We start from the raw sequence: 14,570 nt of genomic DNA, 5'->3' as shown, positions 1-14,570 counted from the left end.
CAAAGAGCGGCGACCATAGGCGCTGATGTCCGTCACGCCAACCGCAGTGTTCTCAAGCGTCAAAGAGGTCCACAGGAAAGCGCCTTGCCTTGGCTCGTCCTCAGACCATCCCGCTCAGCGCCTCGAAAAAGGCAACGATCTCGCGTTCGAGCGGATAATCTTCAGGCACCGGCTGCGACCCCATTTTTGCAATCACCACTTCCGTCTTCGGATCGACGTAGAGCCATTGGCCATGGATGCCGATGCCGCAGAAAGCACCGTTTGCCGCACCCGTTTGGTACCACTTGTTGCGATAGCGGCCCTTCGGGAACAGATGCACCATCGTGCCGCGCTGCCAGGCCTCCGCGCTGCCGCCGGCAACGGTCGTATCGCGCACCCAGCCTTCCGGCACGATGCGCCGGCCATTGGCCGTGCCGCCCTGCCGCATCATCTCGCCGATACGCGCCAGGTCGCGCGGCGTCACCGAAATGCCGCCGGCGGTGCGCGCCGTACCTTCCATGTCGACGCCGATCGAAGCCTCGCTGACAGCACCCAGCGGCAGCCACAGTTTCTCGCGCATCAGGTCGGGGAAGCGCTGGCCGGAAGCTCGTTCGAGCAGCAGGCCGAGCAGATCGGAATTGGGCGAACGGTAGCGGAAGGTTTTGCCATGCGGTTCTTCGAGCCGCTGCAAGGTCAGAATGAATTCGCGCAAGCTTTCAGTGCCGCCGCCCGGATTCCACAGCGTCGCGCGGCGGTAACGGGCAAAGGCGCTTTCGGGATCGAGATAGGCCTCCTCGAAATCGAGGCTGACGCTCATGTCGAGCACATGCCGGCAGCTTGCATCGGCATAGGCCGAGCCGGCGGCTTCCGGAATGTAGGCCGTCACTGGCGCTTCCGGGTCGAACACGCCCTCGCCTTCCAATATGCCGGCGATGATGGCGGTGACCGATTTGCTGATCGAAAAGACGATGTGACGGGCGCCGAAATCCATAATGGGCGCAAACCAGTCGCCGATGACCTTGCCAGCCTTCAGCACCGTCAGCGCGTCGCTGCTCGAACGTGTGAGGAATTCGGCCACCGTTTCCGGGGCGCTGGCGATCGAAACCTTTTCGCCGAGCAGGCCGCTCAGGTCCCGCACCGGCGCTTCGACGCTTCCCGGCGTCGCCCCCACGGGAGCGGTCGGCACCAGTTCGCCAAGGTTCTGGAATGACCAGCGGTTGAAGGGGTTTTCGCGCCAGTTGGAGAGCAGCACCTCATTACGGGCAAAGCCGTAGCGGATCTCGAACGCAGTCTTGCCAGTCATGAACGTTTCCTCGGAGGGATGATTTGTTGTGGGTCAACCAAGCTTCTTGGCGATGGCGTGCACCGCCTTCAGCGTTGCCACCGAATAGGCGACATTGCTGAAATCCGGATAGCTTGAAAGCTTGACCACGACCATGCCGGTGTCCCAGTCGATATGGATCATCTGCCCGAACACGCCCCGGCACATCAGTGCGCGTGAGCGCGGGTTTTCGATCCAGAACTGGTTGCGGTAGCTGCCCTCCGGCAGGCTCGGATTGAAATCCGGCGCATGCCTGCCGTTGCGCGTCGCCTCGATCCAGTCGGCCGGCACGATGCCGCGGCCATTGTCGAGGATCAACTGGCCGAAGCGGGCGTAGTCTCGCAGCGTCGCGTTGAAGCCGCCATCGGCCAGCGCATAGCCGGCGCTGTCAACCGTGAAGCAGGCGCTCTCGTCGGCGCCGAGCTTTTGCCACAGCTCCTCGGACACCAACTGCGCCAGCCGTTTACCGGTGACCCGCTCCATGATGAAGGCAAGCACGTCGGTCTCGATCGAGCGGTACTCGAACGCGGCGCCATGCGGCCGCACCTTGTCCTTCAGCTGCAGGATCAACTCGAACAGATGCGGCGGCCATTGGAAATCCGGATCGCTGTCCGGCGGCACCGGCTTCCAGCCGGTGGCGACATCGACCTGGCCGATATCGGAATAGCGATCGGTGTATTCCTCGGAAAAGCGAACACCCGTCGTCATGTCAAGCACATGCTGCACGCTGGCGCCGTCCCAGCCGGTCGCGCCGAGCTCCTGCAGATAGGCGGTCACCGGTTTGGCCGGGTCGATCAAGCCGCGCCCAACCAGAATACCGAACACGGTGCCTGTTACCGACTTCGCCATCGACTGCGACAGATGCAGCGTGCGCTCGGCCATGCCGTTGAAATAGCGCTCATAGGCGACCTTGCCGTCTTTGAGCACCAGGAAGCCGTCCGTGTAGGTCTCGTCGAGCAGGCCAACGAGCGTCGTCGGACGGCCCTTGCTGTCTTCCACCGGCAGCGCGTCGAGATCGGTCTCTGCGCGCTCAAGACGATGGCGATGGCCATTACCGCGCCAGACCTCGATGGTCGGCAGGAATTCGCGGATGTGTTGGAAGGCCCAGCGATTCCATGGCGGCCGGTCCCAGTCGAGCTTCGGCAGCACCATTTGAGGCGGCGAGCCCTGCATGATCGGCGGCCGAGGATCGCTGTTGCGATAGGAGTCCATGAAAGCCATTCCGGAAAAGAAAAGACCCGGCGGCGCATGCCGCCGGGTCTGTCAGACTGCGGTTATTTCTGCAGTTCGGTCCAGATCTTGGTGTAGATGTCCTGAATCTCAGGCGCGCACATCTTCTGGAATTCGCCCTGTGCCTTCGCAGCCTCCGGAATGACGACTTCCGGCGCATCCTTCATATCGGCCGGCATGTATTTGTCCGAGCCGGTAATGGCGTTTGCGTAACGGTGGAAGGCCGAGAGGCCGGCCGCGTTTTCCGGATCCATGATGAAGTTCTGGAACAGCTTGGCGTTCTCGACATTCTTGGCTTCCTTGAGAACGACGACGTTATCGCTCCACAGGCCGTAGCCTTCCTTCGGATAATTGTAGTGGATGGCCGGATTGGCCAACCGCTGGCGTAGCGCCGAGCCGTTCCAGTCGCTGGTCGCCTTGAAGTCGCCGGCGCCCATCTTTTCGATGGTGTTGTATTCCATGGCGATCCAGTTTGGCTTGGCCGCGACAAGCGTGTCGCGCACCTTCTTCAGCACCGTCTTGTCGTCGGTGCACTGCTGGCCGCCGACATATTTGATCGCCGCGAAGATAACGTCATTCATCTCGGGAACGACATTGGTCTTGCCCTTCAGCTCGTCCGGCGTGTTGAAGATGATGCCCCAGCTGTCGGCTGGTCCCTTGTAGGCATCGGTGTTGACGACGACGCCGACGGTGCCCAGCGCCCACGGCACGGAATATTTGCGGCCGGGGTCGAAGTCTGGATTGGCCCATTCCGGCGCCACGTTCTTGAAGTTCTCCATCTTGCCCGGATCGGTCTCCTGCACGAGGCCCTCCTTGATCCAGATCGGCACGTAGGTTTGCGACGGAACGGCGATGTCGAAGCCGGTGCCGCCCTGGCGTACCTTGGCGAGCGCCGTATCGTTGGAATCGTAATCGGTGATCGTCACCTTGACGTTGTATTTGGCTTCGAACTTTTTGATCACATCGGGGCTGGTATAGTTGCCCCAATTGTAAATGTTCAGCTCGCCATCGGCGCGGGCCAGGCTCGTCGTTGCGAGCAGCGCCAACCCGATGGCGGCTGTCGTTGTTTTCCAGTTCATGGTTTTAGCTCCCATTTGTCGGTTCAGTCTCTTTTCCTGCTGACGAAGAAAAACAACGTGACGATCGCGACCGAAAGCAGCAGGAAGGCGGTCGATATCGCGTTGATCTCAGGCGTGATGCCGCGGCGGATCTGGCCGAGCATGTAGGTGGGCAGCGTATCCTGGCCGCCCGATTTGACAAACTCGGTGATGACGACGTCATCGAGCGAGATGACGAAGGCCAGCATCAGTCCGGCCAGTATGCCGGGCCACAAAAGCGGCAGCGTGATGCGGCGGAAGGTCTTCCAAGGCGTCGCGTACAGATCGGCGGCCGCGCGCTCCAGCGTCAGGTCCATGTTTTCCAGCCGCGCCCGGATCGGCAGATAGGCGAACGGGATGCAGAACGCCGTGTGCGCGGCGATCAGATAGCCAATGCCGGAATAGCCGGTGAAGATCTTGATGCGCGAGAAGAAGATCAGCAGCGCCACGCCGGTGACGATCTCGGGCACCATCAGCGGCTGGTTGATCGCCGCATATTTGAAGGTGAGGCCCGGATAGGACGCGGTGCGCGTGGTGGCGAGCGCGGCCATGGTGGCAAAGATTGTCGACAGCACCGCAGCGACGGCGCCGATCTGGAACGAGCGTAGCGTCGCGTCGATAACTTGCACGTTCTGCCAAGCCGACTGGAACCAGCGCATCGAAAAGCCGCCCCATTCCGACGTCGAGTTCGCCGCGTTGAAGGCATAGGCGACCAGCACGATGATCGGCAGATAGAGCACGATAAAACAAGTCGCAGCGATCACCGTGAAGCCGGTCTGGTGCTTGATGGAAAAGTTCTTAGCCATGCCGCGCCCCCGACTTGCCGGCATTGCGCACATAGGCAAGCAGCGCCACCATGACGATGATCATCACCGTGATCGACAGCGCCGAGCCGAGCGGCCAGTTGCGGCCTTGGCCGAACTGCAATTCGATCAGGTTGGACAGCATCATATTCTTGCCGCCGCCAAGCACGCTCGGCGTCACATAGGCGCCAAGGGCTGGAATGAAGACCAGGATGGAGCCGGCAATGACGCCGGGTTTGACCAGCGGGAAAATGATCTTCCGCAATACCTTGAAACGGGTCGCGTAGAGGTCGTAGCCCGCCTCGACGAGGCGAAAATCAAGCTTCTCCATGCTGGCATAGATCGGCAGCACCATCAGCGGCAGGTAGACATACGCCATGCCGATCAGGATCGCCGTGTCGGTGAAGAGGATCTGCACCGGCGCTGAGACGATACCAAGCTTGATAAGGATGGTGTTGATGATGCCTTCGTTGCGGATGATCTGCAGCACGGCGAAGGTGCGGATCAGAAGGTTGGTCCAGAACGGAATGGTGATCAGGAACAGCCAGAGATCCCTGGTTTTCTCGCTCCGCGTCGCCATGAAATAGGCGGTTGGAAACCCCAATGCCAAAGTGGCGATCGTCGTTATCACCGCCAGCTTGATCGAGCGCCAGAAGATGGTGACATGCGCTGCCGCAAGCGAAAGCGTATCGTCGAAAATGTCGCGTTCCATGAACACCGACAGCCAGGCATCGGGCGAAAACTGCCACTTCACATCGCCATAGGGGCCAGGCGTCAGGAACGAGTAGATCAGCACGATCAGCAAGGGGCCGGTCGCGGCGAGGAAGATCACCAGCAAGGCTGGCGCTGACAGCAGCCACCGGTCGCGCACATCGCGTCGCTCCGCTGCCTTGGCGACTTGTTCCGCGGTCGCCATGATCAGTCCTTCAGCACTTGCGCGGCGTCGTTGCCGATCGTGATGCCGATCTGGCCGCCCTGCACGAAGCCGTCACCGGCGCCGCGGCTGTTCTGACGCCGCACGATGAACGGCTCGCCACCGGCAAGGCGCAGATGGAAGTGCGTGTCGGTGCCGAGATAGACGATGTTTTCGACGGTACCGGACAGCGAAGCGCTCGGGCTGGCCGTGCCCAACTGCGCATGCTCTGGACGCACGACGATGGTGACCTTGCCGCTGGGGCTGAAGCCTTCCGGCAGCGAGGCTGGGATTTCCACACCAGACGGCAGCTTCACCGTCGCCCGGCCACCAGTCGCGCTAACCACATCCGCCTTGAGGAAGTTCGACTCGCCGATGAAGTCGGCGACGAAACGCTCGGCCGGCCGGTCGTAGATGTCGCGCGGCGAGCCGACCTGCAGGATTTTGCCCGACGACATCACCGCGATGCGATCCGACATGGTCAGCGCTTCCTCCTGGTCGTGGGTGACGAAAATGAAGGTGATGCCCGTCTCGTGCTGCAGCCGCTTCAATTCGATCTGCATTTCCTTGCGCAGCTTGTAGTCCAGGGCCGAGAGCGGTTCGTCGAGCAGGAGCACCTTGGGCTGCGGCGCCAGCGCCCGGGCGAGCGCCACGCGCTGCTGCTGGCCGCCGGAGATCTGGCTGGTGCGGCGGCCCGCCAGCGCCTCCATCTTCACCAGTTTCAGCATCTCGGCGACGCGCGCCTTGGTCTCGGCCTTCGGCTTGCCCAGCATTTCCAGGCCAAAGCCGATATTGTCGGCGACCGTCATATGCGGGAACAGCGCGTAGGATTGGAAGACGGTGTTGACCGGTCGCTTGAAGGGCGGCAACGGCGCGATGTCCTGGCCGTAGAGGAGGATTTCGCCGGCGGTTGGAAAGTCGAAGCCGGCAATCAGCCGCAGCAACGTGGTCTTGCCGCAGCCGGATGGTCCCAGCAGTGTAAAAAACTCATTCTCGCGGATGGATACCGAGACCGTATCGAGGGCAGCGACCTGCCCCTCACCCGATCCGAAAATTTTACTGACGTTTACGACTTCAATTGCATTCCGATCCGGTTTTTCCGGCACGATACGCCTCACTGTTGACCCCGCTCTTGCTGGCGGAGTTTTTCCCCTGTTCGATGTGACCACACGGCCGGTAGGTTGGCAAGTCCGGCATTGAATCACAGTTCAGTCAGTCATTTCGTCTTGCAAGCGGCAAGCTGTGCAAGCCGCATGCCATTGTCAGGCCTGGTAGGTGACCTTGCCACCGCAGACCGTCGTCACCGGTCGCAGCTTGTGCAGATCGGCCGGCGCCGTCTTCTCGATATCGGCCGACAAAACCACCAGATCCGCCATGTAGCCGGGTTTCAGAACGCCTTTGCGATGCTCGGCGAATTCGGCATAGGCGCCCTCGACCGTGTAGGCGGCAATCGCTTCCTGCAGCGAGAAACTCTGGTCAGGATCGCCTTCTGCCCATGGTTTGCGCTGCACTGCCGCCTGAATGCTCAGGATCGGGTCGATCGCTGCCACCGGCCAGTCCGAGGCGAACACGACATGGGCGCCGGCGCTTTTCAGGGTGCGCCAGGCATAGCTCAGCGGCCAGCGGGCCGGTCCGATGCGTGACACCGTCGGCTCCAGTGGAAAATCCATGGCGCCGGGCGGATGCGACGGCTGCATCGAGGCGATGACGCCGAGTTCGGCAAAACGCGGCACGTCGGCTGCTGTGGTGACCTCGATGTGCTCAACCCTGTGCCGGCTGTCGCGCTTGCCATTGAGCTTCTGCGCCGCCTCGTAACCGTCGAGCACTGCGCGCACCGCGCCGTCACCGATCGAGTGCACCGCGATCTGCAGCCCGCGTTTGTCGATAGCCACGGCGAGATCGATAAATTGCTGCGGCGTGAACAGCGGCTCGCCCACCCAGTCGGGACGATCCGCATAGGGTTCGACCATAACAGCGGTCCAGGAATCGAGCACGCCGTCATAGAACACCTTGACCATGCCCGATGACAGCCACTCACTGTGGTAGCGCTCGGCCATGACGGACGCCTTCTCGAGCATGTCGAGCGTCATGAAATTCTTGTAGTGGAACGGGATCTTGACGCGGCAGGGCAATCCCTCCTCGCCCTCGATCTCGGAAAGCAGTTCGAGCTGGTAGAGATTGCCGTCCATGTTCTGGATCGAGGTGATGCCGTGGCGCGCGCACCATGCAAGCCCGCGCCGCATGATGTCACGGTCAGCGGCCCGCTCGGCGGCCGACGGCATTGGGTCGGGCTCACCGCCGGTCGACAGCCCCAGCCGCACCCGGCTTTCGCCGGCAAGGTCGAGCACCGGACCGAAGGCCTCGCCCTCGCGCAATTCGCCCGCGGCCAGGCCGTCGCCACCCATCACGATCTCGTTGCCCGGACCGAGCGTGCGTCCCTTCAGGATGCCGGCTATCTCCAACGCCTTGGTGTTGGCCCACATCGTATGGTGGTCGGGCGCTGCCATGCAGAAGGGGCGGTCGGGCAGGATGGCGTCGAGATGATGGCGTGTCACCCGCTCGTCGCCGAGCACGGTGTAGTCGACGCCCTGGCCCACAAGCATTTTCGCCTCGGGCCGCGTCGTTGCGTAGTCGCGGATGGCGCTTTGAAGCGCCTCGAAGCCATGGATACCGCCGAGTTGAAGATGCGCGAGCTCGGCCCCTCCCGAGAACAGATGCATGTGGGCTTCGATGAAACCGGGCAGGACCGAACCGCCCTTGGCGTCGATCACCTCTGTGGTCGTTCCCTTGAGTTTTTCGATGGCGGCGTGGTTGCCGATGGCGATGATGGCGCCGTCCTTGACGGCAATCGCCTCGGCGGCGGGATTGTCATCGTCCATGGTCCGCACGCGACCATTGATGACGATCAGATCAGCATTTTGACCCGCACCCGTGACAGACATCGCGACTCCGCGCTTTTGACGACTGGCTGAGACCGACAACCCTCTTGTCCGACAAGCTGCCACTCCGCTGGAGCGGCGTTATCGGACGAAGACTGATGCCAGTGCGCTGCTTCGAAATTCCCCTTGTGATCTCTCAAAACAGCGTGGATAAAAGAATGCGACTAATTATTCGCGTTTGTCAACGTGCCGAATTTCGAATGTATTGTGGACAACACACCACGCCAATGTTGAGACCGGGACCTGTGTTGAAACCGGCAGGGAACGAAGGCATCAATCCGTGAAGCGCAGTCTCAGCCGCGAAACCAGGATGGCGCTCGAACCGCGCAAGCAGCCGCGGCAGGAACGGTCGAGCAAGGTGGTCGACCGGATACTCGATGCGGCTTTGATCCTGACGCGGGAGCAGGGAACCAAGACGCCGACGACGCTCGCCATTGCCCGGCGCGCGGGCCTGTCGGTCGGTTCGGTCTACCAGTACTTTCCCAACAAGGAAGCCATTCTCCTCGACCTCGCCCGGCGCTGGCTGTCGTCGTTTCCCGAGGTGATCGCCAGGCGCATCGAGGTCACCCCACCCACCAACCGCGACGAGTTTCGGCAGGAGGTGCGCAAGCTCTTCATCGATACCTCCAGAATATATCTCGAAAACGCCACCCTGATGCCGGTGATCGAGGCGATATCCGGCAATGCCGACCTCAGGCCGATCCAGGACGAATATGACGAGCAGATCATCGCGCTTTACGCCGCGTGGCTGCAGCATGTGAACCCGGCCCTTGAAGACAAGATCGCCAGCCGGCTCGGCGTGCTGATGATGGATGTCGGGCACGCCTGCCGGCTTGTGGGGTTGAAGCGGGATCGCAAGACATACGACCTCATCGAGGACGATGTGGAAAGAATGTGGCTCGCTTTGGTCACCCCCTATCTCAACCTTGACTGATTTCGCTATTTCGAGAGGAAATTCATGAAGACTGTCTATTCGCCGCTTCATGCCGGCCATGCCGGCCAGATGGAACTGGTCACGTCGGCAATCGTGCCGGGTTTCGAAAAGCCGTCGCGGGCCGAGTTCATCAGGGCGCGGGTCGAGAGCGAGAAGCTGGGGCCGATCCTCGGACCGGTCGAGCATGATCTCACCGCGGCCAAGCGCATCCACAAGGCCGACTATATCGACTTCCTGCCCACCGTCTGGCCGGCGTGGAAGGCCGCCGGCTTCGAGGGCACGGCGATGCCCTTCACCTGGCCGACGCGCGGCCTGCGCGGCGACGTGCCACCCAAGCGCGTCGACGCCTTGCTCGGCTACTATTCCTTCGACGCCGGCGCCACCTTCGTCGAAGGCACATGGACCGCGATCAAATCGTCCTATGACGTGGCGCTGACGGCGGCGGCCTTGGTCAAGGGTGGCGAGCGGTCGGCCTTCGCGCTCTGCCGCCCGCCCGGCCATCACGCCGGTGCCGGGTTCATGGGCGGCTACTGCTACATCAACAATGCCGCGGTCGCCGCGCAGTGGTTCCTCGATCAGGGCGCAAAACGCGTCTCGATCCTCGACGTCGACTATCACCACGGCAATGGCACGCAGGAGATCTTCTATGAACGCGCCGACGTGCAGGTTCTCAACCTGCATGGCGATCCCATGGTGGAGTATCCGTTCTTCCTCGGCCATGCCGATGAACGCGGCGCCAGCGCCGGCGAAGGTTTCAACGTCAATTATCCCATGCCCTTCGGCACCAATTGGGACGCCTGGAACGCCTCGCTGGAGGACGCTTGCGCCAAGCTCGCCGCCTACGCCCCCGATATCGTCATCGTGTCGCTCGGCGTCGACACCTTCGAGAAGGACCCGATCAGCCAGTTCAAGCTGAAAAGCCCGGACTATCCGAAGATCGGCCATCGCATCGCCAAGCTCGGCCTGCCGACGCTGTTCGTGATGGAAGGCGGCTACGCCGTCGAGGAGATCGGCATCAACGCCGTCGGCGTGCTCACCGGCTTCGAGGACAAATAGGAAAGCAATTCCAGGATAAGTGTGAGGCGGTTTTCCGGCCGGAATTGCGCCAAGGAGATATGGGGCGGCTCCGGCCGCCCCGACCATCTAGGCGGCCGCAGCCGGGTTGGGTGCAACCACCGGAACGGCTGGCCTTCGCGACCGGCCGATGCGGTAGACAATCACCGCCGCAATCACGCCTGCCGCCAGGATGGCGAGCGCCAGCAACGGCCGGTACCAGAACCAGGCAATCGCGATCGTCACCGTGCCGACCAGGATCGCCAGAACGAAGGCGATGATGCCGGTGCCCATCCGCGCCATGCTGCCGAGGAAGGGTATGACGTCGAGGATCACCCCGATCGGGCTGAGGAACAGCGCAAAGCCTATGGTCAGCAACAGCAAGCCGGCGCCGCGCAGCAGCCAGGTGATCAGCGTGTTGGCGCTGACGGCGTCGGCGAACATCTTTTCGGCCGGGACGTTGCCGGTATCGACCATCAGCAGCGCATCGCCGGCTTGCGTCTGGTAGGGCTCGAAGCGGCTGCCGGCCTGGCGCGCGACGATGCTGATCACGCCCAGCGGCGCCAGTTCGTAGCCGATGCGATAGTCACCCAAAGCGGGCGTCGTGTTGTCATTGCCGAGAAAAATCTTGCCATCGACGATGCTGAGCGGTTTCGTTCCGGTATAGGCAGCCTTTATCGCCGCCGACTGGTCGGCTGAGAGCGAATAGTCCTTGTCACCCTCGATACGGTCCAGCACCGGCGTATCGAGATCGAAGGCGACAAGCTTGCCCTCGGGAATCTGGAAGGTCCGGCCGTGGATTTCCATCGGCGGATTCTGGTGGCCGTCCGGCTTCTGAAGTCCGACGAGTCGATCTGGCTGTCGTCCCACACCTTGGAATAGCTGTAGGTGGTCACCGTCTCTTCGCCACCGCCGAGCTTCTTGGTCGTCTCCGACTTGGACTCTTCCTTCCACTGATACATCTCGACGCTGCGCGACAGCCGCAGCCCTTGCGCCGCAATGCCGAAATCCGGATCCGCCAGGCCGCTGTCCGCCGTCACCAGTCCGCTGACATGAACCAGCTTGCCGTCATTGGCGGTATCGACGCTGTCGGCGCCGACCGAAACCACCGCTCCAGAACCTTCGGCCAGCGAGCGCGCCGTCTGCACGGCGCGGCCTTCGTTCCAGAACAGCCCGATCACCATCAGCACGATCAGGATAAGGCCGAAGATGACCCCGCCGACCGCGCGCTTGATCCGCCCGAACCACGAGACGGATGTGACTTCCCGAAATGAATCGCTCATCGTTTCCCCCGAAACAAAGTTATCCCAAAATTACAACGCGGCCGGCGGCCGCGTGTTTAACCCGTCAATCGGCGTGGATCTGCGCGCCGCAATCCCTGTCGCCGGCGCAGGCGTGCACCGCCCGTGTCGTGCCGCCATCGCCAACCCGCCACGGCGAGGCAGACAGCGGCGCCTGGCGATTGCCCCCGAGAAGATCGAGCGCCCGCATCGCCGTCTCTTCACCAGCCTCGTCACGCTTGACGATCTCGACATCCTTGAGGCCGATCGCGGCAAGCTGCGGCATCACCACATCGGGGTCGCCCGCCACCACGATCAGCGACGGATCGAGCGACGCCAGGGCCAGCGCCTGTTTCTGAACCGCATCGAGCGTCAGCTTTGTGCGCGCCGCCATGCGGGTTTGCTGGTCCTCCAGCGTCGATCCGCTGCCGACCGCGCCAATCAGCGAGGAGAACAGACCAGCCGACGTCTCGGCCGATCCAGCCAGCGCCCGGCGATAGACAGTCACCGTGCGGTCGACTTCGTCGTGCGCCACCGGCAAGGTGGTCAGGCCGGCAAATCCTTTCAGGATTTCGGTAATCGCCGGCCCGGTGTTGGCGCGCTCGACGGTGGTTGCCACGACCAATCCCGAGCCGACCTTCATCGGGCTCATCAGATAGCTCGACACGCCATAGGAGTAGCCCTTCTCCTCGCGGATCACCGAATTCAGCCGGCTGGAGAAATCGGCGCCAAGCAGGTTGGAGACCGCGGTCGATTCAGCGCGCTCGCTCTCGTCGGTGCCGGGCGCCGGCCGCGCCACGAACAGCGCCGACTGGCTGGCGCCGGGTTCGGGCACCAGCAGCACTTTCTGTCCCCCGTTGAAATGCGCCGCCGGCGACGGCTCGACGGCATAGCCGGCGGTGTCGCTTGTCCACGCGCCGAATGCTTTTTCAAGGCTGGCGGCGACGGTCGCGACCGGCATCGGGCCGACGCTGTAGAAGGTCACCGCCTTCGGCGTGAACTCCGCCTTGAATGCGTCCCTCGCCTCGTCGAGCGAGATCGAGGTCAGCGCCTTTGCCGACCAGTCCACCGCTGCCTTGCCCGGCACCTGCGGGATCAGCGTCGCCTTTGCCATGCGGCCGGCAACGCCGGGCAGATCCGCCTCGCGGGCGTTTAGCCAGTCGACCGTCTGCGCCATCAGCACCGTCCATTCGGTCTTGTCGAAACGAGGCTTCAGTACCGCGTCGGCGAGCAGGCCAATACCCTGGTCGAGCTTTTCCGGCGGCACGCCAAGCGTCATCATCGTGGTCAGCGTTCCGGCCTGGTGGCTGACGCCGGCGCCGATGTCGCTGGCCGCCTTGGCGAAATCAGCCGAGCCGCGATCGGCGGCCCCGCGTGTCGCCATGCTTGCTGCAAGCTCCAGCAATCCCTCCTTGCCTTCCGGCACGCTGTTCCAGCCGCCGGCGGCACTGGCCGCGACATAGACCATCGGCGCTTCCGGCATTGTGTAGTGGACGAGTTTGATGCCATTCGAGAGCGTCGCCGTTTCCATGGCGGGCAGTGTTGCCGAAGGCGCTTGCCCGGCCGCATGCTTCGGAATGTCGATCGCCGCTCGCTCCGGTGCGGTGAACGGCTGCGGTGTGCCGGACGAGCCGATCAGTGCATCGGGATAGCTGCCCCGCGGGCCGGGCTTCAGCATCAGTACGCTGGCATCTTCCGGTTTCAACAGCCGCTTCATCGTTGCCTCGACATCCGCCACGCTGGCGTCCTTCACCCGCGGGGCGTCGACCAGCGCGCTCTGCGCATCGCCGAGCACGTCGGCATTGTAGGAGACGACGCCGGCGCGATCCTTCAGTGCTTCGCTGCCGAGCCGCGCTGCCTGCAAGATGCCGGTGCGCGCACGCTCGACATCGACCGGATCGAGCGGGGTCTTCAGGAAATTCGCGAACGCCGTTTTCATCGCGCTTTCCAGCGCTTCCGGCGCCACACCTTCGGCGGCACCCGCCTCGAAGGTAAAGCGGCCACCGAGCAGACCGCCGGTCCAGCTCGCGCTGGCATAGGTGGCAATGCCCAACTGCGAAACCAGCCGGTTGCGCAAAAACCCATATTCGCCGTTGCCGAGCAGTTCGGCGGCAATGCTGAGCGCACCATTGTCGGGCGACTGCGCCACCGGGCCACTGAAGCCGACCACGACGATGGGGCTTGGCACACGATCCTCGAGCACCAGCTTGAGCCGGGCCTGCGTCGGTGCCGGCACGGCGGGCCGCACCACATCGGCGCCGCGCGCCACGCGGCCGAACGTGTCGGCAATCAGCGCCTTGGTGTCGTCGATCTCCAAGTCGCCGACCAGCACCAGCACCGCATTGTTGGGCAGATAGTAGCTGTTGAAGAAACCCCTGACATCGTCGAGCGTCGCCGCATCGAGATCGGCGACCGAGCCGATGACCATGCGGCTATAGGGATGCGGCTTCGGGAACAGCCCGGACCAGAAAGCTTCCCAGCCGGATGCGCCGGCCTTGTCGAGCACGTTCTGGCGCATCTCGTTCTTGACCACCGAGCGCTGCAGATCGAGCTTGGCCTGAGTCACCGAGCGGCCGAGATTGGCCATGCGGTCTGCCTCAAGCGACAAGATCATCGGCAGTGACGACGACAGCCCGTCGACATAATAAACCGTGCCGTCCTCGGTGGTCCAGGCATTGATCTCGTTGCCGAGCGCGGCGTGCGCGCCGAACACGTTCGGCCAGGCCGGCGTGCCGGAAAACATCAGATGTTCGAACAGATGCGCAAAGCCCGAGCGTCCCGCGGGTTCATTCATCGACCCGACGCGGTAGCGCAGGTTCATCACCACCTTCGGCACGCGATGGTCGGGCACCAGCACCACCTGCAGCCCGTTGTCGAGCGCATAGGTAACGGTCGGCTCAGCCTTGGCGGGCGCTGCCATGCCGGCAAGAACCGCAAGCACCACCGTGAACGCCAGGAAAACCTGCTTCATCATGACCCCCGATGCTGATGGCCGCGAGCAAGCGCCGCCAAATCCGCCGT

At 62.9% G+C, this 14,570-nt stretch carries 10 protein-coding genes and 1 pseudogene; 2 read left to right on the top strand and 9 right to left on the bottom strand.

Going from position 1 to position 14,570, the window contains the following annotated elements:
- Positions 1-100: 100 nt before the first annotated feature.
- The 7 genes from NKI32_RS01205 to NKI32_RS01175 form a co-directional block, all read right to left on the bottom strand.
- Entirely contained in the window at positions 101-1,282 is a 1,182-nt protein-coding gene (locus NKI32_RS01205; RefSeq protein WP_353001571.1) for a serine hydrolase domain-containing protein, read from the bottom strand.
- A 33-nt stretch (positions 1,283-1,315) separates the two neighbouring features.
- Positions 1,316-2,512: a serine hydrolase domain-containing protein gene (locus NKI32_RS01200; protein WP_352802893.1), complete on the bottom strand. Its 1,197-nt coding sequence runs from the start codon at positions 2,510-2,512 to the stop codon at positions 1,316-1,318.
- Positions 2,513-2,574: 62 nt separating this feature from the next.
- Positions 2,575-3,609 carry an ABC transporter substrate-binding protein gene (locus NKI32_RS01195; RefSeq protein ID WP_023671767.1) on the bottom strand — a complete coding sequence of 345 codons (1,035 nt, stop codon included), beginning with the start codon at positions 3,607-3,609 and terminating at the stop codon, positions 2,575-2,577.
- A 23-nt stretch (positions 3,610-3,632) separates the two neighbouring features.
- Positions 3,633-4,433 carry an ABC transporter permease gene (locus NKI32_RS01190; RefSeq protein WP_023671766.1) on the bottom strand — a complete coding sequence of 267 codons (801 nt, stop codon included), beginning with the start codon at positions 4,431-4,433 and terminating at the stop codon, positions 3,633-3,635.
- Positions 4,426-5,346: an ABC transporter permease gene (locus tag NKI32_RS01185; protein ID WP_023691712.1), complete on the bottom strand. Its 921-nt coding sequence runs from the start codon at positions 5,344-5,346 to the stop codon at positions 4,426-4,428. Before NKI32_RS01185 ends, NKI32_RS01190 begins: the two co-directional genes overlap by 8 nt.
- Positions 5,347-5,348: 2 nt before the next feature.
- Positions 5,349-6,449 (bottom strand): ABC transporter ATP-binding protein, encoded by a 1,101-nt coding sequence (locus tag NKI32_RS01180; protein WP_031215226.1) that lies wholly within the window; start codon positions 6,447-6,449, stop codon positions 5,349-5,351.
- Positions 6,450-6,605: 156 nt separating this feature from the next.
- Complete coding sequence (locus NKI32_RS01175) at positions 6,606-8,285, bottom strand: amidohydrolase (RefSeq protein WP_353001567.1); 1,680 nt, start codon at positions 8,283-8,285, stop codon at positions 6,606-6,608.
- Positions 8,286-8,562: 277 nt separating this feature from the next.
- On the opposite strand from NKI32_RS01175, the gene NKI32_RS01170 reads away from it, so the two are divergent.
- Together NKI32_RS01170 and NKI32_RS01165 are read left to right on the top strand one after the other, a co-directional pair.
- Positions 8,563-9,216, top strand: a complete 654-nt coding sequence (locus tag NKI32_RS01170) for a TetR/AcrR family transcriptional regulator (protein ID WP_023686329.1) — start codon at positions 8,563-8,565, stop codon at positions 9,214-9,216.
- A 24-nt stretch (positions 9,217-9,240) separates the two neighbouring features.
- Positions 9,241-10,272: a histone deacetylase family protein gene (locus tag NKI32_RS01165; protein ID WP_023754997.1), complete on the top strand. Its 1,032-nt coding sequence runs from the start codon at positions 9,241-9,243 to the stop codon at positions 10,270-10,272.
- 87 nt (positions 10,273-10,359) lie between these two features.
- Here the strand turns inward: NKI32_RS01165 and NKI32_RS01160 are convergent.
- Both NKI32_RS01160 and NKI32_RS01155 read right to left on the bottom strand, forming a co-directional pair.
- Positions 10,360-11,231 (bottom strand): annotated as a pseudogene (locus NKI32_RS01160) (TMEM43 family protein).
- A gap of 385 nt (positions 11,232-11,616) precedes the next feature.
- Positions 11,617-14,523 (bottom strand): M16 family metallopeptidase, encoded by a 2,907-nt coding sequence (locus NKI32_RS01155; protein WP_353001564.1) that lies wholly within the window; start codon positions 14,521-14,523, stop codon positions 11,617-11,619.
- Positions 14,524-14,570 lie beyond the last annotated feature (47 nt).

Origin of the sequence: Mesorhizobium sp. M0761, assembly GCF_040320205.1 — a bacterium.
Classification (GTDB): Bacteria; Pseudomonadota; Alphaproteobacteria; order Rhizobiales; family Rhizobiaceae; genus Mesorhizobium.
The sequence above is the reverse complement of the archived record's forward strand: the minus strand, read 5'-3'. Positions and strand labels throughout refer to the sequence as shown.